This window comes from Delftia sp. Cs1-4, assembly GCF_000214395.1.
GTDB lineage: Bacteria > Pseudomonadota > Gammaproteobacteria > Burkholderiales > Burkholderiaceae_C > Comamonas > Comamonas acidovorans.
Genome location: NC_015563.1, coordinates 779,729 through 799,526 on the forward strand (window position 1 = coordinate 779,729; position 19,798 = coordinate 799,526).

Annotated in this window: 14 protein-coding genes; 8 read left to right on the plus strand and 6 right to left on the minus strand. The window is 68.2% G+C overall.

From position 1 onward, the window contains the following. Window positions 1-47: 47 nt before the first annotated feature. From mdtD to DELCS14_RS03460, 4 genes are all read left to right on the plus strand, one after another. Entirely contained in the window at window positions 48-1,490 is a 1,443-nt protein-coding gene (gene mdtD / locus DELCS14_RS03445) for a multidrug transporter subunit MdtD (protein WP_013800450.1), read from the plus strand. A gap of 279 nt (window positions 1,491-1,769) precedes the next feature. Further along, window positions 1,770-3,383 carry a xanthine dehydrogenase small subunit gene (gene xdhA, locus DELCS14_RS03450; RefSeq protein WP_013800451.1) on the plus strand — a complete coding sequence of 538 codons (1,614 nt, stop codon included), beginning with the start codon at window positions 1,770-1,772 and terminating at the stop codon, window positions 3,381-3,383. Window position 3,384: 1 nt separating this feature from the next. Further along, window positions 3,385-5,811, plus strand: a complete 2,427-nt coding sequence (gene xdhB, locus DELCS14_RS03455; protein ID WP_013800452.1) for a xanthine dehydrogenase molybdopterin binding subunit — start codon at window positions 3,385-3,387, stop codon at window positions 5,809-5,811. Between the two features lie 176 nt (window positions 5,812-5,987). Further along, complete coding sequence (locus DELCS14_RS03460; RefSeq protein ID WP_013800453.1) at window positions 5,988-7,286, plus strand: NCS2 family permease; 1,299 nt, start codon at window positions 5,988-5,990, stop codon at window positions 7,284-7,286. Window positions 7,287-7,482: 196 nt separating this feature from the next. Here the strand turns inward: DELCS14_RS03460 and DELCS14_RS03465 are convergent, their stop codons facing one another. Together DELCS14_RS03465 and DELCS14_RS03470 are read right to left on the minus strand one after the other, a co-directional pair. Beyond that, window positions 7,483-8,631 carry an anhydro-N-acetylmuramic acid kinase gene (locus DELCS14_RS03465; protein WP_013800454.1) on the minus strand — a complete coding sequence of 383 codons (1,149 nt, stop codon included), beginning with the start codon at window positions 8,629-8,631 and terminating at the stop codon, window positions 7,483-7,485. A gap of 105 nt (window positions 8,632-8,736) precedes the next feature. Next, window positions 8,737-10,131 (minus strand): peptidoglycan DD-metalloendopeptidase family protein, encoded by a 1,395-nt coding sequence (locus tag DELCS14_RS03470; RefSeq protein ID WP_012207703.1) that lies wholly within the window; start codon window positions 10,129-10,131, stop codon window positions 8,737-8,739. 167 nt (window positions 10,132-10,298) lie between these two features. Between DELCS14_RS03470 and tyrS the strand changes: the two genes are divergently transcribed. After that, window positions 10,299-11,531: a tyrosine--tRNA ligase gene (gene tyrS / locus DELCS14_RS03475; RefSeq protein WP_012207702.1), complete on the plus strand. Its 1,233-nt coding sequence runs from the start codon at window positions 10,299-10,301 to the stop codon at window positions 11,529-11,531. 153 nt (window positions 11,532-11,684) lie between these two features. Here tyrS and DELCS14_RS03480 read toward each other — a convergent pair whose 3' ends face one another. Next, window positions 11,685-12,659: a LysR substrate-binding domain-containing protein gene (locus DELCS14_RS03480; protein WP_013800455.1), complete on the minus strand. Its 975-nt coding sequence runs from the start codon at window positions 12,657-12,659 to the stop codon at window positions 11,685-11,687. Between the two features lie 104 nt (window positions 12,660-12,763). Here DELCS14_RS03480 and glmU point away from each other — a divergent pair, with 104 nt between their 5' ends. Further along, a complete protein-coding gene (gene glmU / locus DELCS14_RS03485; RefSeq protein WP_013800456.1) occupies window positions 12,764-14,194 on the plus strand; it encodes a bifunctional UDP-N-acetylglucosamine diphosphorylase/glucosamine-1-phosphate N-acetyltransferase GlmU in 1,431 nt (476 codons plus the stop codon). Window positions 14,195-14,288: 94 nt separating this feature from the next. Next, window positions 14,289-15,149: an ATP-binding protein gene (locus DELCS14_RS03490; RefSeq protein WP_012207699.1), complete on the plus strand. Its 861-nt coding sequence runs from the start codon at window positions 14,289-14,291 to the stop codon at window positions 15,147-15,149. Between the two features lie 25 nt (window positions 15,150-15,174). Here the strand turns inward: DELCS14_RS03490 and DELCS14_RS03495 are convergent, their stop codons facing one another. Together DELCS14_RS03495 and DELCS14_RS03500 are read right to left on the minus strand one after the other, a co-directional pair. Next, window positions 15,175-16,335, minus strand: a complete 1,161-nt coding sequence (locus DELCS14_RS03495; protein ID WP_013800457.1) for a sensor domain-containing diguanylate cyclase — start codon at window positions 16,333-16,335, stop codon at window positions 15,175-15,177. A 217-nt stretch (window positions 16,336-16,552) separates the two neighbouring features. Continuing rightward, complete coding sequence (locus DELCS14_RS03500) at window positions 16,553-17,068, minus strand: Lrp/AsnC family transcriptional regulator (protein ID WP_012207697.1); 516 nt, start codon at window positions 17,066-17,068, stop codon at window positions 16,553-16,555. 137 nt (window positions 17,069-17,205) lie between these two features. On the opposite strand from DELCS14_RS03500, the gene glmS reads away from it, so the two are divergent. After that, the gene (glmS, locus tag DELCS14_RS03505; protein ID WP_013800458.1) at window positions 17,206-19,125 is read left to right on the plus strand and encodes a glutamine--fructose-6-phosphate transaminase (isomerizing); all 1,920 of its coding nucleotides are present in this window, start codon (window positions 17,206-17,208) and stop codon (window positions 19,123-19,125) included. A 95-nt stretch (window positions 19,126-19,220) separates the two neighbouring features. Here glmS and DELCS14_RS30950 read toward each other — a convergent pair whose 3' ends face one another. Further along, entirely contained in the window at window positions 19,221-19,625 is a 405-nt protein-coding gene (locus tag DELCS14_RS30950) for a hypothetical protein (RefSeq protein ID WP_172642943.1), read from the minus strand. Window positions 19,626-19,798 lie beyond the last annotated feature (173 nt).

Sequence of the window (19,798 nt, forward strand, 5' to 3'; positions counted from 1 at the left end):
GCAATGCGCAGGCGGTTTTTTAACGCCTGCGCCCTTCCTGCCTTGCCATGATTCCTGAAGACAAAAGCGCTTCCGCCTCCACCACATCCTCCTCGCGTTCGGTGCTGCTATGGCTTGTGGCCATCGGCTTTTTCATGCAGACGCTGGACGGCACCATCGTCAACACCGCGCTGCCCACCATGGCCGAGGCCCTGGGCGAGAGCCCGCTGCGCATGCAGTCGGTCATCGTCGCCTACTCGCTGACCATGGCCATGCTGATCCCGGCCTCGGGCTGGATGGCCGACCGCTTCGGCACGCGGCGCGTCTACCTGTGGGCGATTGCGCTGTTCGTGCTGGGCTCGGTGATGTGTGCGATTGCGCCAAACTTGCAGCTGATGGTGGCCGCGCGCGTGCTGCAGGGCATGGGCGGGGCACTGCTCATGCCGGTGGGGCGGCTGGCCGTGCTGCGCGCCTTTCCGCGCGAGCAGTTCCTCAAGGCCATGAGCTTCGTGGCCATCCCCGGCCTGGTCGGGCCGCTGATCGGCCCTACGCTGGGCGGCTGGATGGTGGAGTACGTGAGCTGGCACTGGATCTTCCTGGTCAACGTGCCCGTGGGCCTGATCGGCCTGGCCGCCACGCTGCGCTTCATGCCCGTGGGTGACCGTTTTGCCGTCAAGCGCTTCGACGGCGTGGGCTATGCGCTGCTGGCCTTTGGCATGGTGGCCGTGTCGCTGGCGCTGGACAGCATGTCGGGCAAGGGCATCCATGGCGCCATGGTCTTCGTGCTGCTGATCTTCGGCCTGGCCAGCCTGGCTGCCTACTGGCTGCACGCGCTGCGCCGGCCAGACCCGCTGTTCGCCCCCGAGCTGTTTGCCGTGCGCAGCCTGCGCGTGGGCCTGCTGGGCAATCTGTTCTCGCGCCTGGGCAGCTCCTGCATGCCCTTCCTGATCCCGCTGGTGCTGCAGGTCTGCCTGGGCTTTTCGCCGCTGCAGGCCGGCATGATGATGCTGCCCACGGTGCTGGCCAGCATGGCCATGAAGCGCCAGACCACCACCCTCATCCAGCGCATCGGCTACCGCCGCGTGCTCATGGGCAACACCCTGGTGCTGTCGCTGATGATTGCCAGCTTCGGCACGGTCTCCACGGCGCTGCCGCTGTGGGTGGTCATCGTGCAGCTACTGATCTTCGGCGCCACCAACTCCATGCAGTTCACGGCCATGAACACCGTCACGCTCAAGGACCTCGATGCCGGCAACGCCAGCAGCGGCAACAGCCTGCTGTCCATGGTGCAGATGCTGGCCATGGGCATGGGCGTGGCCGCCGCAGGTGCGGTGCTGGCCGGTTTCAGCGAATGGTTCGGCGGCGACACGCCGCAGCACACCCTCAATGCCTTCCGCGCCACCTTCGTCTGCATGGGCGCGGTGACGCTGGCCTCGACCATGATCTTCTCGCAGCTCGGCGACGATGAGGATGTGCGGCCCAAGCCTTTGGAGCCGGCCGAGCACGAGTGAGGGCGGTGCATAGCTTTTGAACCCTGAACCGTTGCAATCCACACTTTTGTTGCGGGTTTACCCTTGTTTTTGACAAGGATATATGGCAGCCCGCATAGGAAATATCGAGGCCGTCTTATGCGTTTGGGCGGGGCTGGACTTAATCTCGGGTACATCCGCAGGACTTACGCAAGCAAGAACGCAAACACGCCATCGCCACAGGGCCAGCGGCTTTCTTCCTCGGAATTTGCGTAAGTCGTGATCCGAACAGTCCACGCACCAGCAGTTGCCCCCACGAGCATGAGCCAGAGCCCCAGTTCCCAACCCATCCGCTTCTATCACCGCGGCCAGATCGTCGAGGTACAGGGGCCGCATCCCACGCGCTCGGTGCTCGACTGGCTGCGCGGCGACGCGCGCTGCACCGGCACCAAGGAGGGCTGCAACGAAGGTGACTGCGGCGCTTGCACCGTGGTCATCGCCGAGCTGGCCGAAGACGGCGCGCCCGACGCCGTGGGCGGCCTGCAGCTGCAGACGGTCAATGCCTGCATCCAGTTCCTGCCCACGCTGCACGGCAAGGCACTGTTCACGGTGGAGGACGTCAAGGGCCAGTGCGCCGGCAAGCAGGGCTGTGCCACCGGCAAGCCCGCAGGCGGTGCCGAGCTGCACCCCGTGCAGCAGGCGCTGGTGGACTGTCACGGCTCGCAGTGCGGCTTTTGCACGCCGGGCTTCGTGATGTCGCTGTGGTCGGCCTATGAGCACCACCAGCAGGCCGGCACGCGCCCCTCGCGCCAGCAGCTGGCCGACGAGCTGTCGGGCAATCTGTGCCGCTGCACGGGCTACCGTCCCATCCTGGACGCAGGCCAGCGCATGTTCGACCTGCCCGCCACGCGCATGGCCACCGACCCCGTGGTGCAGGCACTGCAGGGCCTGCGCGCGCAGGATGCCGGCTTGGACTACGCCGCGCCCAACGCCGCCCAGGGCGGCCGTGTGGACAGCTTCCACGCTCCGCGCACGCTGGACGAGCTGGCCGCCGTGTGCGAGGCCAAGCCCCGCGCGCGCCTGCTGGCAGGCTCCACCGATGTGGGGCTGTGGGTGACCAAGCAGTTCCGCGACCTGGGCGACATCGTCTATGTGGGCGACGTGGCCGAGATGAAGCGCGTCGAGGAACGCCGCGGCGCGGGCAGCCTGGACGGCGGCGAGCTGTACATCGGCGCCGGTGCCTCGCTGGAATCGGCCTGGTCGGCGCTGTCGCAGCGCTTCGAGGGGCTGACCGATGTGTGGCTGCGCTTTGCCTCCGTGCCCATCCGCCATGCGGGCACCATGGGCGGCAACGTGGCCAATGGCTCGCCCATTGGCGACTCCCCGCCCGTGCTGATGGCGCTGGACGCGCAGATCGAGCTGCGCAAGGGCGCACGCGTGCGCCGCATGCCGCTGCATGACTTCTATCTGGACTACATGAAGAACCAGCTGGAGCCGGGCGAGTTCGTGCAGGCACTGGCCGTGCCGCTGGACGCTGCACGGCGCCAGACCCGTGCCTACAAGATCAGCAAGCGCTTTGACTGCGATATCTCGGCGCTGTGCGCGGGGCTGGCCATCGAGCTCGATGGCGAGGTGGTGAAGTCCGCCCGCCTGGCCTTTGGCGGCATGGCTGCCGTGGTCAAGCGTGCGGCCCTGGCGGAGGCGGCCATCGTGGGCCAGCCCTGGGACCAGGCCGCAGTGAAGGCCGCCCAGGCCGCGCTGGCCCAAGACTTCAAGCCCATGTCCGACATGCGCGCCAGCGCCGACTACCGGCTCAAGGTGGCGCAGAACCTGCTGCAGCGCCTGTGGCTGGAGACACGTCCGCAGCAGCCGCTGCCGCTGCAGGCCACCAGCGTCTGGAGCGTGATGCCCCATGCAGTGCACCAAGGAGCCTGAAATGAACCGCCCCATCGATCCCTCCCTGCTGCACTCGTCCGAGGCCTTTGCGCATTACCTGAAGAACACCGCCTTCCGCGTGGACGAGCGTGCCGAGGCCGGCGCCCACACCCAGGGCCAGCGCGTGGGCATCAGCCGCCCGCATGAATCGGCCCATCTGCATGTGGCCGGCGAGGCCGCCTACATCGACGACCTGCCCGAGCTGGACGGCACGCTGCACTGTGCGCTGGGCCTGTCGCCCGTGGCCAATGGCCGGCTCAATGCGCTCAAGCTCGACGCCATCCGCGCCATGCCCGGCGTGGTTGCCGTGCTCACGGGCGAGGACATTCCCGGCGTCAACGACTGCGGCTCCATCATCCACGACGACCCCATCCTGTGCAGCGGCGAAATCCGCTACCTGGGCCAGCCGCTGTTCGCCGTGATCGCCGAAAGCCGCGAGGCTGCGCGCCTGGCTGCGGCCCAGGCCAAGGCGGCGGCCGACATCACGGCCGAGCCGCCCGTGCTCACGCCCCAGCAGGCGCATGAGCTGGGCCAGTACGTGCTGCCGCCCATGCACCTGGCGCGCAGCACGAATGAAGGCGGCGCGCGCCGCGCCATGGACGAGGCGCCGCACCGCCTGAAGTCATCGTTCTACGTGGGCGGCCAGGAGCAGTTCTACCTGGAAGGCCAGATCAGCTACGCCATTCCCAAGGAGGACGGCGCCGTCCACCTGTACTGCTCCACCCAGCACCCCAGCGAGATGCAGCACCTGGTGGCGCATGCGCTGGGCGTGGCCTCGCACGCCGTGCATGTGGAGTGCCGCCGCATGGGCGGCGGCTTCGGCGGCAAGGAGTCGCAGTCGGCCCTGTTCGCCTGCGTGGCCTCGGTGGCCGCGACGCGGCTGCGCCGGCCCGTCAAGCTGCGCCTGGACCGCGATGACGACTTCATGATCACGGGCCGCCGCCACTGCTTCTGGTACGAGTACGAGGTGGGCTACGACGACGAGGGCCGCATCCTGGGCGCCGAGATCTCCATGGTCTCGCGCGCCGGCCACTCGGCCGACCTGTCGGGCCCCGTGATGACGCGCGCGCTGTGCCACTTCGACAACACGTACTGGCTGCCCGATGTGTCCATGCACGGCTACTCCGGCAAGACCAATACGCAGAGCAATACGGCGTTCCGCGGCTTCGGCGGCCCGCAGGGCGCGATCGCCATCGAGAACATCATGGAGACGGTGGCGCGCGAGCTGGGGCGCGACGCGCTCGATGTGCGCCGCGTCAACTTCTATGGCAAGACCGAGCGCAATGTCACGCCCTACAGCCAGGTCGTGACCGACAACGTGATCCACGAGCTGGTGGCCGAGCTGGAGACCTGCAGCGACTACCGCGCGCGCCGCGATGCCATCGCCGAGTTCAACGCGGCCAGCCCCGTGCTAAAGCGCGGCCTGTCGCTGACGCCGCTCAAGTTCGGCATCTCCTTCAACGTCAAGCACTTCAACCAGGCCGGCGCCCTGGTCCATGTCTACAACGACGGCTCCATCCTCGTGAACCACGGCGGCACCGAGATGGGCCAGGGCCTGAACACCAAGGTGGCCCAGGTCGTGGCGCACGAGCTGGGCGTGGGCTTCGGTCGCGTGCGCGTCACGGCCACCGACACCACCAAGGTGGCCAACACTTCGGCCACGGCGGCATCGACGGGGGCCGACCTCAACGGCAAGGCCGCGCAGGACGCGGCGCGCCAGATCCGCGAACGCCTGGCCGCCTGCGCCGCAGAGCGCCATGGCGGCCGCGCGGAGGACGTGCGCTTTGCCAACGACCAGGTCCACGTCAACGGCAAGGTGCTGGATTTCAAGGCCGTGGTGGGCGAGGCCTACATCGAGCGCGTGCAGCTGTGGTCCGACGGCTTCTATGCCACGCCCGGCCTGTCGTGGAACAAGGACACCATGCAGGGCCGGCCCTTCTTCTACTACGCCTACGGCGCCGCCGTGAGCGAGGTGGTGGTGGACACGCTGACCGGCGAGTTCAAGCTGCTGCGCGCCGACGTGCTGCACGACGTGGGCCGCTCGCTGAACCCGGCCGTGGACGTGGGCCAGGTCGAGGGCGCCTTCATCCAGGGCATGGGCTGGCTGACCACGGAAGAGCTGGTCTGGCACCCGCAAAGCGGCAAGCTCACCACGCACGCGCCCAGCACCTACAAGATCCCGACGGCCAACGACTGCCCGCCCGTGTTCAACGTGCGGCTGTTCGAGGGCGACAACTTCGAGGACTCCATCCACCGCAGCAAGGCCGTGGGCGAGCCGCCGCTGCTGCTGCCGTTCTCGGTGTTCTTCGCCATCCGCGACGCCGTCTCGGCCGCGGGCGGGCACCGCAGCAACCCGCCGCTGCAATCGCCGGCCACGCCGGAATCCATCCTGCGCGCCATCGAGGCCGTGCAGGCCGCCGGGAGCTGAGCGGACCGGCGCCGCCCCCTCATTCCTTGAATCCGCGCGCAGCGATGCGCGCAACCAGGTCCATGGCCGCCCGGCAGGGTGCCATGCCTTGTGCCGGCCTGGACAGCCGGTGCTCAACCCTGGGCGCTTTCACAACCGTTGCGCCCCGCATGCGAAAACAACACGGAGACAATGCGATGAACTGGATGGAACGGGTGTTCAAGCTCAGTGAGCACGGCACCAATGTAAGAACCGAGCTGGTCGCGGGCCTGACGACCTTTCTGACGATGGCCTACATCATCTTCGTCAATCCCTCGATCCTGGGGGATGCGGGGATGCCCAAGGGGGCCGTCTTCGTGGCCACCTGCCTGATCGCGGCGCTGGGCACGACCATCATGGCGCTGTACGCCAACTATCCCATCGCGCTGGCGCCGGGCATGGGCCTGAACGCCTACTTCGCCTACGTGGTGGTGCTGCACATGGGCTTCACCTGGCAGGCCGCGCTGGGCGCGGTCTTCGTCTCGGGCTGCCTGTTCCTGCTGGTGACGCTGTTCGGCCTGCGGGAGCTGATCATCAAGGGCATACCGCAGTCCATACGCATAGCGATCACCGTGGGCATCGGCCTGTTCCTGGCGCTGATCGCGCTCAAGAGCGCGGGCATCGTCGCCGCATCGCCGGCCACCTTCGTGACCCTGGGCGACCTGCACAAGCCCGAAGTCATCCTGGCCTCGGTGGGCTTTCTGATCATCGTGGTGCTGGACCGCCTGAAGGTGCCGGGCGCCATCCTGATCGGCATCGTCGCCGTCACCGTGGCCTCGTTCTTCTTCGCAGGCAACGAGTTCCACGGCGTGTTCTCGGCGCCGCCCTCCATTGCGCCCACCTTCCTGCAGCTGGACATCAAGTCCGCGCTGACGGGCGGCATCCTCAACGTGGTGCTGGTGTTCTTCCTGGTCGAGCTGTTCGATGCCACGGGCACGCTGATGGGCGTGGCCAAGCGCGCGGGCCTGCTGGTGCCCAGCCGCATGGGACGCTTCAACCGCTCGCTGCTGGCCGACAGCGGCGCCATCTTCGCGGGCTCGCTGCTGGGCACCTCCAGCACCACGGCCTATGTGGAAAGCGCGGCCGGCGTGCAAGCGGGCGGCCGCACGGGCCTGACGGCGCTGACCGTGGCCGTGCTCTTCCTGTGCTGCCTGTTCCTGTCGCCGCTGGCCGGCGTGGTGCCCGGCTACGCCACGGCGCCCGCGCTGTTCTTCGTGGCCTGCCTGATGCTCAAGGAGCTGACCGAGATTGAATGGGGCGAGACCACCGAGGCCATCCCCGCTGCCGTCACGGCCCTGCTCATGCCCTTCACCTACTCGGTGGCCAATGGCCTGGCCTTCGGCTTCATCACCTATGCCGTGCTCAAGCTGTTCACGGGGCGCGCCAAGGAAGTGCACTGGATGGTGTGGCTGATCGGCGGCGTCTTCCTCTTCAAGTTCGTCTATATAGGCGGATAGCACCCCCTGAGGCGCTTACGCGCCTTCCCCCGTATGCACGGCGCCCTCTCTCGCTTCGCGGGAGGGGGACGACGCCCTCGCCGCGAGGCGGCTCTTGCTCGGCGTCCCTGCTTTTGGGCCGCGCCAGTTTCATAGGCTTTGGGCTCAGGCAAGATGTTGGTGGGCCCATGCTTGGCGGATGCCTTGCATGGTTTTCTTATGCGGGGTGGATGGCGCCCAGGATGCGCGGGCCGCGTGCGCCCGTCACGGCGGGCAGGTTGCCCGGCAAACCCAGCAGGGCCTGGCGCGCCAGCCAGGCAAAGGCGGCGGCCTCCACCTGCTGAGGCGGCAGGCCGCGCGCGGCCGTGGTGTCCACGGCCACGCCGGGCAGCAAGGCGGCGATGCGCTGCATCAGTTGCGTGTTGAAGGCGCCTCCGCCGCAGACCAGCAGCTCCCCGCCGCCACGCCCGAAGCGCTGCACGGCACCGGCGCAGGCGCGGGCCGTGAATTCGGTGAGCGTGGCCTGCACGTCGGCAGGGCGGGCATCGGCGGCGCTGGTTGCACTGGCGGAAAGATGGCCGGCCAGCCAGTCCGCGTGGAACAGGTCGCGCCCCGTGCTCTTGGGCGGCGGCTGCTGCAGGAAAGGCTCGGCCAGCAGGCGGTCGAGCAGGGCGGGCAGCACCTGGCCCGTGGCCGCCCATTGGCCGCCGTCGTCATAGGGCTGGCCGTTGTGGGTCTGGCACCAGCCGTCCATCAGCGCATTGCCGGGGCCGCAGTCGAAGCCCAGCACCGTGCCATCGCCCGCCAGCACGCTGAGATTGGCAATGCCGCCGATGTTGAGCACCAGCACCGTCTCGCCGGGCCGGCCGAACACGCCCTGGTGGAAGGCGGGCACCAGTGGCGCACCCTGGCCGCCCGCGGCCACATCGCGGCTGCGCAGGTCGGCCACCACGGCAACGCCGCTGAGCTCGGCCAGCAGGGCCGGGCTGTTGAGCTGCAAGGTGTAGCCCGTGCCGTCGAACATCTGCGGCCGGTGGCGCACGGTCTGGCCGTGGGCGCCAATGGCGGCGATCTGCGCGGGCGCCAGGCCCGTGGCCTGCAGCAGTTCCCGCACCACCTCGGCATAGCTGCGCGCCAGCGCATTGGCCGCCAGCGCCGCGCGGTGGAGCTCGTCGCGGCCATCGGGGGTGTTGAGGGCCAGCAGCTCGGCGCGCAGCGCGGCGTCGAACCCCCGGCTGGCATGCCACAGCACCTGCGTGCCTTCGGCAAAGTCCACAAGCACGCCGTCCACCCCGTCGAGCGAGGTGCCGGACATCAGGCCTATGCAGTAGCGGTGGGCGATGGGGGAGGGGATGGGCTGGTTCATGCCGGCAATGGTAGCCCTGCGGCCTGGGGACCGCGATCACAAAAGGATGCGCCTGAAACAACAAAGGCTGCCAGGGCAGCCTTTGCGGGATGGGAGCGCGGTGGCTCAGCGTTCGCTGGCCAGGGCCAGTGCTTCGTTCGATGCCTGCAGCTCGATGCGCATCTGCGCGGCCATCTTGTCGAAGGCGGCGCGGCCGGCCTTGGAGACGGGGCGGGCGGCATCGGTGGCCTGGACGATGGTCATGGGATCGCGGTGCTCGCCGTTGACGCGGAACTCGAAGTGCAGGTGCGGGCCGGTGGCCCAGCCCGTGGAGCCCACGTTGCCGATGATGTCGCCTTGCTCCACGCGCTGGCCGCGCGTGACGCCGATGTGGCTCAGGTGGGCGTAGACCGTGGTGTGGTTGTTGGCGTGGTCCACGAAGATCACGTTGCCATAGCCGTTCTGCACACCCGCGAAGGAGACGGTGCCGTCGCCCACGGTACGCACCTTGGTGCCCGTGGCAGCGGCGAAGTCCGTGCCCAGGTGGGCGCGCCAGGTCTTGTGGATGGGGTGCATGCGCATGGCAAAGCCGCTGCTGATGCGCGAGAACTCCACAGGCGAGGTCAGGTAGGCCTGGCGGCGGCTCTTGCCGTCCATGGTGTAGTAGTCGCCCTTGGCCTTGCCTTCGTCCTGGAACCACAGCGCCTGCACGACCTTGCCGTTGTTGTGGAATTCGGCGCTGAGCACGCGGCCCGCGCGCAGCGGCTCGCCATCGGCTTCCAGCGATTCGTAGACCACGGAGAAGCGGTCGCCCTTGCGCAGGCTGCGGCGGAAGTCCACGTCGCCCTGGAAGATGTCGGCCATCTGCATGGCCACGGCATCGGGGATGGAGGCCGCGTCGGTGGCGGCGAACAGCGAGCTGCGGATGATGCCGCCGGCCAGGCGGGGCGAGGCCGTCAGCTTGCCCGTCTCGATGCGGGTGCTCAGTTCATTGTTCTTGCGCTCGACCACGAGGCGGCGGAAGCTGCCGTCCTCGTCGGGCGCCCAGCGCACGGTCAGCTGCGACAGCTGGTGGTCAGGCGTGGTCTCGGCCGTCACCAGGCGGCCGGCGCGGCCCAGCACATGCTGGCGAACCTGGTCGTTGCCGCGCATGAAGGCGGCGGCGGCCGGATCGGCCACGCCCAGGCGCTGGAGCAGGGTTTCGGCCGTGTCGCTGCCGCGCGTGTATTCGGAACGGTACAGGGACATGCCCTGCACGCTGTCGGTCAGCTCGGCCAGGGTCTGGCCTTCGGCCAGCGATTCCACGGGCGTGGAGAGCATGCGCACCGGCAGGTCGGCAGGATCGGGTCCCAGGTTGGCCACGGCGAAGGCACCGCCGCCGCCCGTGAGCAAGATGGCTGCCAGTGCTGCGGTGACACGCTTGGGGTGTTGCTGGATCACGGAGGTCAGCCGCGCAACAAGAGCACCGCTGGCATGGTTCAAGCCATATTTCACAACATCAGATCCTTGGGTTGCGCGCATCCGGCCCTGCGGGGGACGGACAGCATCGCAGCGGCGGGATACGCTCTCCAGACGGGCAACAAGTCCGCGCTCTGCGGTGCGGATAGGCGGGCGTCTAGAATTCGCCGCAGCGGGAAAATCCCCGGAGTATACCGACGCAGTCCTACGCGGCCTGGCGAAAAACCCTTATGAATCAATCTGCTGTTACAACATACCCGGTCACCGACGGTGTAAGCCAAGCGCTTGAAACCACCCTGCGCGGCGTGGATGAGCTGCTGCCCCAGGCGGACTGGGTGCAAAAGCTGGCCCGTTCCGAGGCCACCGGCGTGCCGCTGCGCATCAAGCTGGGCCTGGACCCGACGGCGCCCGACATCCATCTGGGCCACACCGTGGTGCTCAACAAGATGCGCCAGCTGCAGGACCTGGGCCACCAGGTGATCTTCCTGATCGGCGACTTCACCACCCTGATCGGCGATCCTTCGGGCCGCAACAGCACGCGCCCGCCGCTGACGGCCGAGCAGATCAAGGTCAACGCCGAGACCTACTACACCCAGGCCGCCAAGGTGCTGGACCCCGCCCGCACCGAGGTGCGCTACAACAGCGAGTGGTGCGACAAGCTGGGCGCGCGCGGCATGATCGAGCTGTCGGCCAAGTACACCGTGGCCCGCATGATGGAGCGCAACGACTTCCACCAGCGCTTCACCGACGGCAGCTCCATCAGCCTGCACGAGTTCCTCTACCCGCTGCTGCAGGGCTATGACTCGGTGGCGCTGCGCGCCGACCTGGAAATGGGCGGCACGGACCAGAAGTTCAACCTGCTCATGGGCCGCCATCTGCAGCAGGAATACGGGCAGGACACGCAGTGCGTGCTCACCATGCCGCTGCTGGTGGGCCTGGACGGCGAGCACAAGATGTCCAAGTCCAAGAACAACTACATCGGCATCACCGAGGACGCCAACACCATGTTCGCCAAGGTGCTGAGCATCTCGGACACGCTGATGTGGAACTGGTACACCCTGCTGTCGTTCAAGAGCCTGGCCGAGATCGCCGCGCTCAAGGCCGAGGTGGAAGGCGGGCGCAATCCCAAGGACGCCAAGGTGCTGCTGGCCAAGGAAATCACGGCGCGCTTTCACAGCGCGGCGCTGGCCGATGCGGCCGAGCAGGATTTCAACAACCGCAGCAAGGGCGGCATTCCCGACCAGATCGACGAGGTCAGCCTGTCGGGTGCGCCGCTGGGCATCGGTGCCCTGCTCAAGCAGGCCAACCTGGCGCCTTCGACCAGCGAGGCCAACCGCCTGATCGACGGCGGCGGCGTGCGCGTGGACGGCACGGCCATCAGCGACCGGGGCCTCAAGCTCGAAGCCGGCACCTATGTGGTGCAGGTGGGCAAGCGCAAGTTTGCGCGCGTGACGCTGGGCTGATGACCGCGCCGGACCATGCGCCCGGCTGCACAGGAATGAAGGACGCCGGCATGCCCGCGTCCTTTTTTCATCGCCGGGCCGCCCCAAGGTGAAAACGGCCCCCTCGGGGGGCAGCGAACCTTGCACAGCAAGGGGCGCGTGGGGGGGCATTTTTCAAGCCGGGGGCGATTCGACGGTTTCGCGCGTGACCTCGGCCTGCTCCTGCAGCCACCGGCAGAAGGCGGCCACCTCGGGACGCGCTGCGCTGCGCGGGCCCACGATCAGCCAGTAGGCCAGCGGCGATTCCAGCCGGTGCGCGGGCAGCACCTCGACCAGGTCGCCAGCCGCCAGCGCATCGGCCACCAGCGGCAGCCGCGCAATCGCCAGGCCCTGGCCGGCCAGTGCGGCCTGCACGATCTGGTGGGCGTAGTTGAAGTACAGCCAGCGCGGCGGCTGCAGCTGGTCGCAGCCCTGCACGCCGAACCAGCGCTGCCAGCCCAGCCATTCCAGCTGGGGCATGCGGTGGGCGTCGCCGGTCTCGATCAGCGTGTAGCGCGCGGCATCGGCCGGCGTCCTGAGCGGCGGGCCGTCGGCCAGCAGGCGCGGGCTGGCCACCACGGCCAGCTGTTCGCCGAACAGGCGCTGCGCCTGGGGCCAGCCATCGCCCGCGCGGCCGTAGCGCAGGGCCAGGTCCACATCGGTGGTGTCCAGGTCCATCACGGTGTCGCTGGTGTCGATGCGGATGTCGATATCGGGCCAGGCGCGCTGGAAGGACTCCAGGCGCGGGATCAGCCACATGGCGGCAAAGCTGGCCCAGGTGGTGATGGCCACGCTCTTGCGGCCCACGGTCTGGCGGATCTGGCGCACCGAGGCGTCGATCTGCTCCAGCGCGGGCGCCACCGAGCGCAGCAGCTGGGCGCCGGCCCCGGTCAGCTCCACGGCGCGCGTATGGCGCAGGAACAGGGGCACGCCGACTTCATCCTCCAGCGACTGGATCTGGCGGCTCACGGCCGACTGCGTCAGCGACAGCTCGTCGGCTGCCGCGCGGAAATTCAGGTGCCGGGCCACGGCCAGGAAGGCACGCAGATGGCCGGCTCCGATGGCGCGTGTGCGCAGCAGGGGAACGGGGGCAGTGGTGGCATGGGGCATGGCGCCGCCAGCATACGTCAATCGTGTGACCGGCCGCAGCCCTTGGCGGGCAGATAATCGGCGGCGTTGCCGGCACAGGTTCTGGCGTTTTGGATGAATCACCTATGACAGCACCTCTGGATCTCGTCATCATGGCCGCGGGCAAGGGCACGCGCATGAAAAGCCGCCTTCCCAAAGTCCTGCAGCGCCTGGCGGGGCGCCCGTTGCTGGGCCATGTGCTGTCCACGGCGGCGCAGCTGGATGCGCGCTCGGCCGTGGTGGTCACGGGCCACGGCGCGGACCAGGTGGAGCCCGCCATGGCGGCGGCCTGCCAGGGCGGCTCCATGGCGCTGAAGTTCGTGCGCCAGGAGCCGCAGCTGGGCACGGGCCACGCGGTGCAGCAGGCCGTGCCCGCGCTGGCGGGCGATGGCATGGTCATCGTGCTCTCGGGCGATGTGCCGCTGACGCAGGCCGACACGCTGCGCGCCCTGGTCGATGCGGCCGATGGCCAGCGGCTGGCGCTGCTGACCGTGCGCCTGCCCGATCCCACAGGCTACGGCCGCATCGTGCGCGGCGAAGACGGCACGGTGCAGCGCATCGTCGAGCAAAAGGATGCCAATGACGCCCAGCGCGCCATCCAGGAAATCTACAGCGGCATCATGGCCGTGCCGGCCCGCCACCTGGCCGGCTGGCTGGCCCGCCTGACCAATGACAACGCCCAGGGCGAGTACTACCTGACCGATGTGGTCGCCATGGCCGTGGCCGACGGCGTGCCCGTGGTCGCGCACTGCATTGCCGACCCGGTGCAGGTGGCGGGCGTCAACAGCCCGCTGCAACTGGCCGAGCTGGAGCGCGCCCACCAGGGCGCCCAGGCCCGTGCGCTGATGGAGCAGGGCGTGCGCCTGGCCGACCCCGCGCGCTTTGACCTGCGCGACGACCCGCGCACGGGCCGCGCGGCACGCCTGGCCTGCGGGCAGGATGTGGAGATCGACGTGGGCTGCATCTTCAGCGGCCATGTGGAGATTGGCGAAGGCGCGCGCATCGGCGCCTATTGCAGCATTGCCAACGCCACGATTGCGGCGGGTGCCGTCATCCATCCGTACACGCATGTCGATGGCGAGAAGGCCGGCGTCAGCGTGGGCGAGGGCGCCCTGGTCGGCCCGTTTGCGCGCCTGCGCCCCGGAGCGCAACTGGGCCGCGAAGTGCACATCGGCAACTTCGTCGAGGTCAAGAACTCCGTGCTGGCCGATGGCGCCAAGGCCAACCACCTGGCCTACCTGGGCGATGCCACGGTGGGCGAGCGCGTCAACTACGGCGCCGGCTCCATCACGGCCAACTACGACGGCGTGAACAAGCACCGCACGGTGATCGAGGCCGACGTGCACATCGGCAGCAACTGCGTGCTGGTGGCGCCCGTCACCATTGGCGCGGGTGGCACGGTGGGCGGCGGCTCCACGGTCACCAAGAGCACCGAGCCCGGCGTGCTCACGGTATCGCGGGGCAGGCAGGTGAGCATCACCAGCTGGAAGCGCCCAGTCAAACTGCCCAAGTCCTGAGACTTCCGAGACACGTGGGCTCGAGGGCCCGCATCGCCGGCGGGTCCCGTACGGGGTACGCCGATTTGCCGAATCTCCTGACCCTGTCCATGCCATGACGGAACCTTTCGCACCCCATCCGCCCCCCGACCCCGCCGCCGACCTGCAGGGCCCTCCTCGCACGCTGCAGGATGCGCTGGAGCGCCTGGCCCAGCGCGAGCAGGAACTGCAGGCCCTGCGCGCCGCGCAGCAGGAATGGCTGCATGCGGTGTCGCACGACCTGCGCGCGCCGCTGCGCCATGTGCTGTCCTTCGGCCCCCTGGTCGATGAGCTGCTGTCGCAGGCCGCGCCTTCGCCGCAGGAGCTGCAGGAGGCGCGCGGCTTCCTGCAGACCATGGACCAGTCGGCGCGCCGCATGGGCGGCATGCTCGACGGCCTGCTGGCCCTGTCGCGCGCCGCGCGCACGCCCATGCAGTGGCAGCCCGTCGCCTTGCAGGAGCTGCTGGAGCAGGCGCGCACGGCCGTGCTGGCGCAGCCGCGCTGGGCGGCCTGCGGCGCGGCGGCGCGGCTGCAATGGAGCCTGCCGCAGCAAAGTCCCGCCGTGCGTGCCGACGCGGCCCTGCTGCGCCAGGTGCTGGAGGCGCTGCTGGACAACGCCGTCAAGTTCACCCGGCCCGTGGACCAGCCGCGCATTGCCATCGATGTGGAGCGCCATGCCGACGGCGGCATCACGCTCAGCGTGACGGACAACGGCGTGGGGTTCGATCCCTCGCGTGCGGGAGCGCTGTTCGGCATCTTCCAGCGCATGCACCGCGAATCCGAGTTCCCCGGCCTGGGCACGGGCCTGGCCCTGGTGCGTGGCGTCATGCGCCGCCACGGCGGCGAGGCCACCATCCGCGCCACGCCCGCGGGCGGCTGCTGCGTTTGCCTGAACTGGCCCGGCGGCGAAGTGCGGCGCGCCGATCGCGGGCTCTGAGACCGCCTGCCGCTGGCGCCTGCCCTCAGATCAGCGTGTCGTCCGGCTCGGGCTGGTGCGTGGGGCGGGAGTCCCTGGTGTCCGGGCCTATGTCGGAGCCAGTATCGGGGTCTGTGTCCGAGCCTGTTCCCGCTCGGGCAGGCGCGCTGCCGGCCATCAGCGGCGCGGCGGGAATCACCTGGTCGCGCCCGGCATCCTTGGCGCTGTAGAGCGCGCTGTCGGCCGCATTGATCCAGTCCTTGACCGACAGAAAGCTCGGGTCCGCCGCCGCCACGCCAATGCTGGCGCTCACGCGCAGCTGGGGATGCTCGCGCACGCGCAGCTGGCTCAACTGGTTGCGTATGCGCAGCGCCACCGCATAGGCGTCGTCCAGCTGGGTGTGCATGCACAGCACGGCGAACTCGTCACCGCCATAGCGGCCCGCCGCGTCGTGCGAGCGCAGGCAGTGCCGGATGGTCAGGCCTATGGCCTGCAGCACCTCGTCGCCCACGGTGTGGCCAAAGCTGTCGTTGATGCGCTTGAAGTGGTCTATGTCCACGATCAGCAGGCAGGCCGAGGCCTGCGTCTGCCGGTAGTCGCGCAGCGCGGCGCGGGCCTTTTGCCACCAGTAGTCCCGGCTGTACAGCGTGGTCAGCGGGTCGATGCGGCTGAGCACCTGCAGCTTCACGTTCTGGCGCGCCAGCTTGCGCACCAGCTGGCGCGTGGACCAGCTGGAGAACACGCTGTGCAGCAGGAGCAGGGGCAGCATGCTCAGCTGCACGGCCAGGCTGGCCTCCCAGTCGGGCACGGGTCGCAGCAGCAGGGCCACCAGCGCGGCGGCCAGCAAGGTGGCCACCAGCGATTGCAGCCAGCCGTCGCGCGTGGCCGTGTGGTTGCGGTCGGCAATGCTGATGGCCAGCAGCGCAATGCTGGGCAATGCGCAGAAATGCATCACGGGAATCCAGCTGCCGATGATCAGCGCGTCTATCTGCAGATTGGCGTGTTCGGCGCGGTGGCTGTCACGGCTGTGGCGGGCGTGCAAAAAGGCGATGTGCGGCCAGACCAGGGCGCTCACCAGCACAAAGCCCCAGACCGCCGGGCTGGCGCCCATCTCCGTCATGGCCGTGCCCACGACGAGGCCGCCCAATGCCATGCTGGAGACGCGCAAGGGGTAGGTTCGGCGATGGATGCGCTGGCGCAAGGACATGGCGGTGCGAGCCGAGTGCGCGCCGATTGCCTAGCGCGTCAGAAAGTGTTGTTGCATCAATTTGTATCATTGTCCCCGTGCGTGCGCAACGCCTTAAAGTTTAACGTTGCCCAAAGTTGGCGTTCGGGACACATTGCAGGCCTCTTGTCCTACGCGGACCGGATGCAGCGTAGCTTCCTGATGAGCACAAATACTCACAAAATCAAGGCTCCTGGCCTCATTCGGCGGCTGTTCCGGGATTTGTGGACGGCAGCGGCATGGCGGTGGAAAACTTGGCGCGCTTGACGCTGAAAAAACTCTTGACATTGCGCACGTTGGCGTCGCCCGTGAATAGCGCGCGGCTCAACTCCAGGTAGGCCGGCATGTCGGGCGCGGCCACCACAAGGATGAAATCAGGCCCGGCCGACACGCGCCAGCACTGCTGCACGGCGTCCAGCGCCACGGCGCGGCGCTCGAAGCTGTCCAGCGAATCACTGTCCTGGCGGTCCAGCGAGACTTCCACGATGGCCTGCAGCCCGTGGCCCAGGGCGGCGGCCAGGCGTTCCGGCTGGAGGATGGCCACCTGCCGCTCGATCAGCCCGGTCTCCTGCAACCGCCGCACGCGGCGCAGGCAGGTGGGCGGCGACAGCTGCAGCAGCGCGGCCAGGGCCTGGTTGCTGCGGCTGGCATCGACCTGCAGCAATTGCAGCAACCGCAGATCGGTGGCGTCCAGTTCTATGGAATTTTGTGTCATTGAATTCTATGAATTGAAATAATATTTCTTGTACTGGTTTTTATGAAATATTAGTTCAATAGACAAAGAAATTTGGTGAGAAATTTCTTTTCAACCTGCGTAGCATCCGTCGTCATCTCGAAACAAGGAGCTTGTCCATGTGTGGCATCGTCGCAGCGGTTTCCTTCCGCGATATCGTCCCCGTTCTCGTCCAGGGCCTGCAGCGCCTGGAATATCGCGGCTATGACTCCTGCGGCGTGGCCGTGCAGGCGCTGGACGCCCAGGGCGTGCACAGCCAGGGCCTGCAGCGCGCCCGTTCCACGGCGCGCGTGGCCGAACTCATGGCCCAGGTGCAGCAGGACAAGGTCATCGGCCACACCGGCATTGCCCACACGCGCTGGGCCACGCATGGCGAGCCGGCCGTGCGCAACGCCCATCCGCATTTCAGCCACGGCCCTGGCGTCTCGCCCGTGGCCGACACCGACCAGCCGGCCCGCGTGGCCCTGGTGCACAACGGCATCATCGAAAACTACGAAGCCCTGCGCGCCGAGCTGCAGTCCAAGGGCTATGTCTTCGCCAGCCAGACCGATACCGAGGTCATCGCCCACCTGGTGGACAGCCTCTACGGCGGCGACCTGTTCGAGGCCGTGCAGGCCGCCACGCAGCGGCTGCATGGTGCCTTCGCCATCGCCGTCATGCACAAGGATGAGCCGCAGCGCGTGGTCGGCTCGCGCGCCGGCTCACCGCTGATCCTGGGCGTGGGCCAGGACGGCGCCGAGCATTTCCTGGCCAGCGATGCCATGGCCCTGGCCGGCGTGACCGACCAGATCGTCTACCTGGAAGAGGGCGACATCGTGGACCTGCAGCCCGGCCGCTACTGGCTGGTGGGCAAGGGCGGCGAGCGCCTGGCGCCCGAGCAGCGCCCCGTGCGCACCGTGCACGCCCACAGCGGCGCGGCCGAGCTGGGCCCCTACCGCCACTACATGCAAAAGGAAATCTTCGAGCAGCCGCGCGCCATTGCCGACACGCTGGAAGGCGTGCAGGCCATCGTGCCCGAGCTGTTCGACGGCGCGGGCTCGGACGGCAAGGCCGGCACCTCGGCCTGGCGCGTGTTCAAGGAAATCGACCGCGTGCTCATCCTGGCCTGCGGCACCAGCTACTACAGCGGCTGCACGGCCAAGTACTGGATCGAAGCGCTGGCCGGCCTGCCCTGCAGCGTGGAAGTGGCCAGCGAGTACCGCTACCGCACCAGCGTTCCCCATCCCAAGACCCTGGTCGTCACCATCAGCCAGTCGGGCGAGACCGCCGACACCCTGGCCGCGCTGCGCCACGCGCAGAGCCTGGGCATGAAGCACACGCTGACCGTCTGCAACGTGGCCACCAGCGCCATGGTGCGCGAATGCGAGCTGGCCTACATCACGCGCGCCGGCGTGGAGATCGGCGTGGCCTCCACCAAGGCCTTCACCACCCAGCTGGCCGGCCTGTTCCTGCTGACCCTGGCCCTGGCGCAGTCGCAAGGGCGCCTGAGCGAGGAAAAGGAGCAGCAGTACCTGGCCGCCATGCGCCACCTGCCCGTGGCCCTGCAATCGGTGCTGGCGCTGGAGCCCCAGGTCATCAGCTGGTCCGAGGACTTCGCCAAGCGCGAGAACGCGCTCTTCCTGGGCCGTGGCATCCACTACCCGATTGCGCTGGAAGGCGCGCTCAAGCTCAAGGAAATCAGCTACATCCACGCCGAGGCCTATCCGGCGGGCGAGCTCAAGCACGGCCCGCTGGCCCTGGTGGACAGCGCCATGCCCGTGGTCACGGTCGCGCCCAATGACGAGCTGCTGGAAAAGCTCAAGAGCAACATGCAGGAAGTGCGCGCGCGCGGCGGCGTGCTCTATGTGCTGGCCGATGCCAAGACCAACATCGAGAGCAGCGAAGGCATGCACGTCATCCGCATGCCCGAGAACTACGGCGCCCTGAGCCCCATCCTGCACGTGGTCCCGCTGCAACTGCTGGCCTACCACACGGCCTGCGCACGCGGCACCGACGTGGACAAGCCGCGCAATCTGGCCAAGAGCGTGACGGTGGAGTGAGGCAGAGGGCCGGGGGCGGCAAGGCACAGGTCTTGACCTGCCCTGGTCCTTCGTTGCCCATGTGCGAAATGTCCGTCGGACACCCGGCGGCTGGCCTACCTGCGGTATCGCAACATGGGGCTGCGCACGCTCTGGCCGGTCCTACGGCTGAGCCGCATGCCTGGTCCCACACTGGTTACCAGCGCAGTGCATATCTGCGCTGCAGTCGGGCGCTTCGTTTGACGCGCCTCTTTGACCACCATGTGAAGGAGATACCCATGGCTCAGCAAAACGACCAGCAACAGCAGCAGCAAAACAACCCGCAGCAGCAGAACCCGAACCAGCAAAAACCGGGACAGCAGCAGCAGGACAACCCCCAGCACAAGCAACCTGGCCAGAACCAGCCAGGCCAGCAGCAGCCCAATCAGCCCCGCTGACGGGCTGGGCGGCGTTCCGTTTGACGTGAGGATGGAACCATGAAACAGCTTCTTCCCACGAGAGGCCCGCAGCATCCGGTCCATGTTCCCATGCAGATGGGGCAACCCATCACGGACAGGAACTACAGCCAGATGCAGTGCAAGGCGAACGTCCGCCAACAAGGGCAGCCTTTGCGCCAGCCACAGCAACGCTGATTGATCGCAGCCAGCGCTGGTGCAGCGCTCCCTGGAACCGGCCGCCTTCGGGCGGCTTTTCC

Bases quoted from the DNA above. Each gene is read 5' to 3' on its own strand.
- mdtD (WP_013800450.1), top strand. From the start codon at position 48: ATGATTCCTGAAGACAAAAGCGCTTCCGCCTCCACCACATCCTCCTCG.
- DELCS14_RS03500 (WP_012207697.1), bottom strand. From the start codon at position 17,068: ATGACACAAAATTCCATAGAACTGGACGCCACCGATCTGCGGTTGCTG.
- glmU (WP_013800456.1), top strand. From the start codon at position 12,764: ATGACAGCACCTCTGGATCTCGTCATCATGGCCGCGGGCAAGGGCACG.
- DELCS14_RS03465 (WP_013800454.1), bottom strand. From the start codon at position 8,631: ATGAACCAGCCCATCCCCTCCCCCATCGCCCACCGCTACTGCATAGGC.
- DELCS14_RS03495 (WP_013800457.1), bottom strand. From the start codon at position 16,335: ATGTCCTTGCGCCAGCGCATCCATCGCCGAACCTACCCCTTGCGCGTC.
- tyrS (WP_012207702.1), top strand. From the start codon at position 10,299: ATGAATCAATCTGCTGTTACAACATACCCGGTCACCGACGGTGTAAGC.
- DELCS14_RS03490 (WP_012207699.1), top strand. From the start codon at position 14,289: ATGACGGAACCTTTCGCACCCCATCCGCCCCCCGACCCCGCCGCCGAC.
- DELCS14_RS03480 (WP_013800455.1), bottom strand. From the start codon at position 12,659: ATGCCCCATGCCACCACTGCCCCCGTTCCCCTGCTGCGCACACGCGCC.
- glmS (WP_013800458.1), top strand. From the start codon at position 17,206: ATGTGTGGCATCGTCGCAGCGGTTTCCTTCCGCGATATCGTCCCCGTT.
- DELCS14_RS03460 (WP_013800453.1), top strand. From the start codon at position 5,988: ATGAACTGGATGGAACGGGTGTTCAAGCTCAGTGAGCACGGCACCAAT.
- xdhA (WP_013800451.1), top strand. From the start codon at position 1,770: ATGAGCCAGAGCCCCAGTTCCCAACCCATCCGCTTCTATCACCGCGGC.
- DELCS14_RS03470 (WP_012207703.1), bottom strand. From the start codon at position 10,131: ATGCGCGCAACCCAAGGATCTGATGTTGTGAAATATGGCTTGAACCAT.
- DELCS14_RS30950 (WP_172642943.1), bottom strand. From the start codon at position 19,625: ATGGACCGGATGCTGCGGGCCTCTCGTGGGAAGAAGCTGTTTCATGGT.
- xdhB (WP_013800452.1), top strand. From the start codon at position 3,385: ATGAACCGCCCCATCGATCCCTCCCTGCTGCACTCGTCCGAGGCCTTT.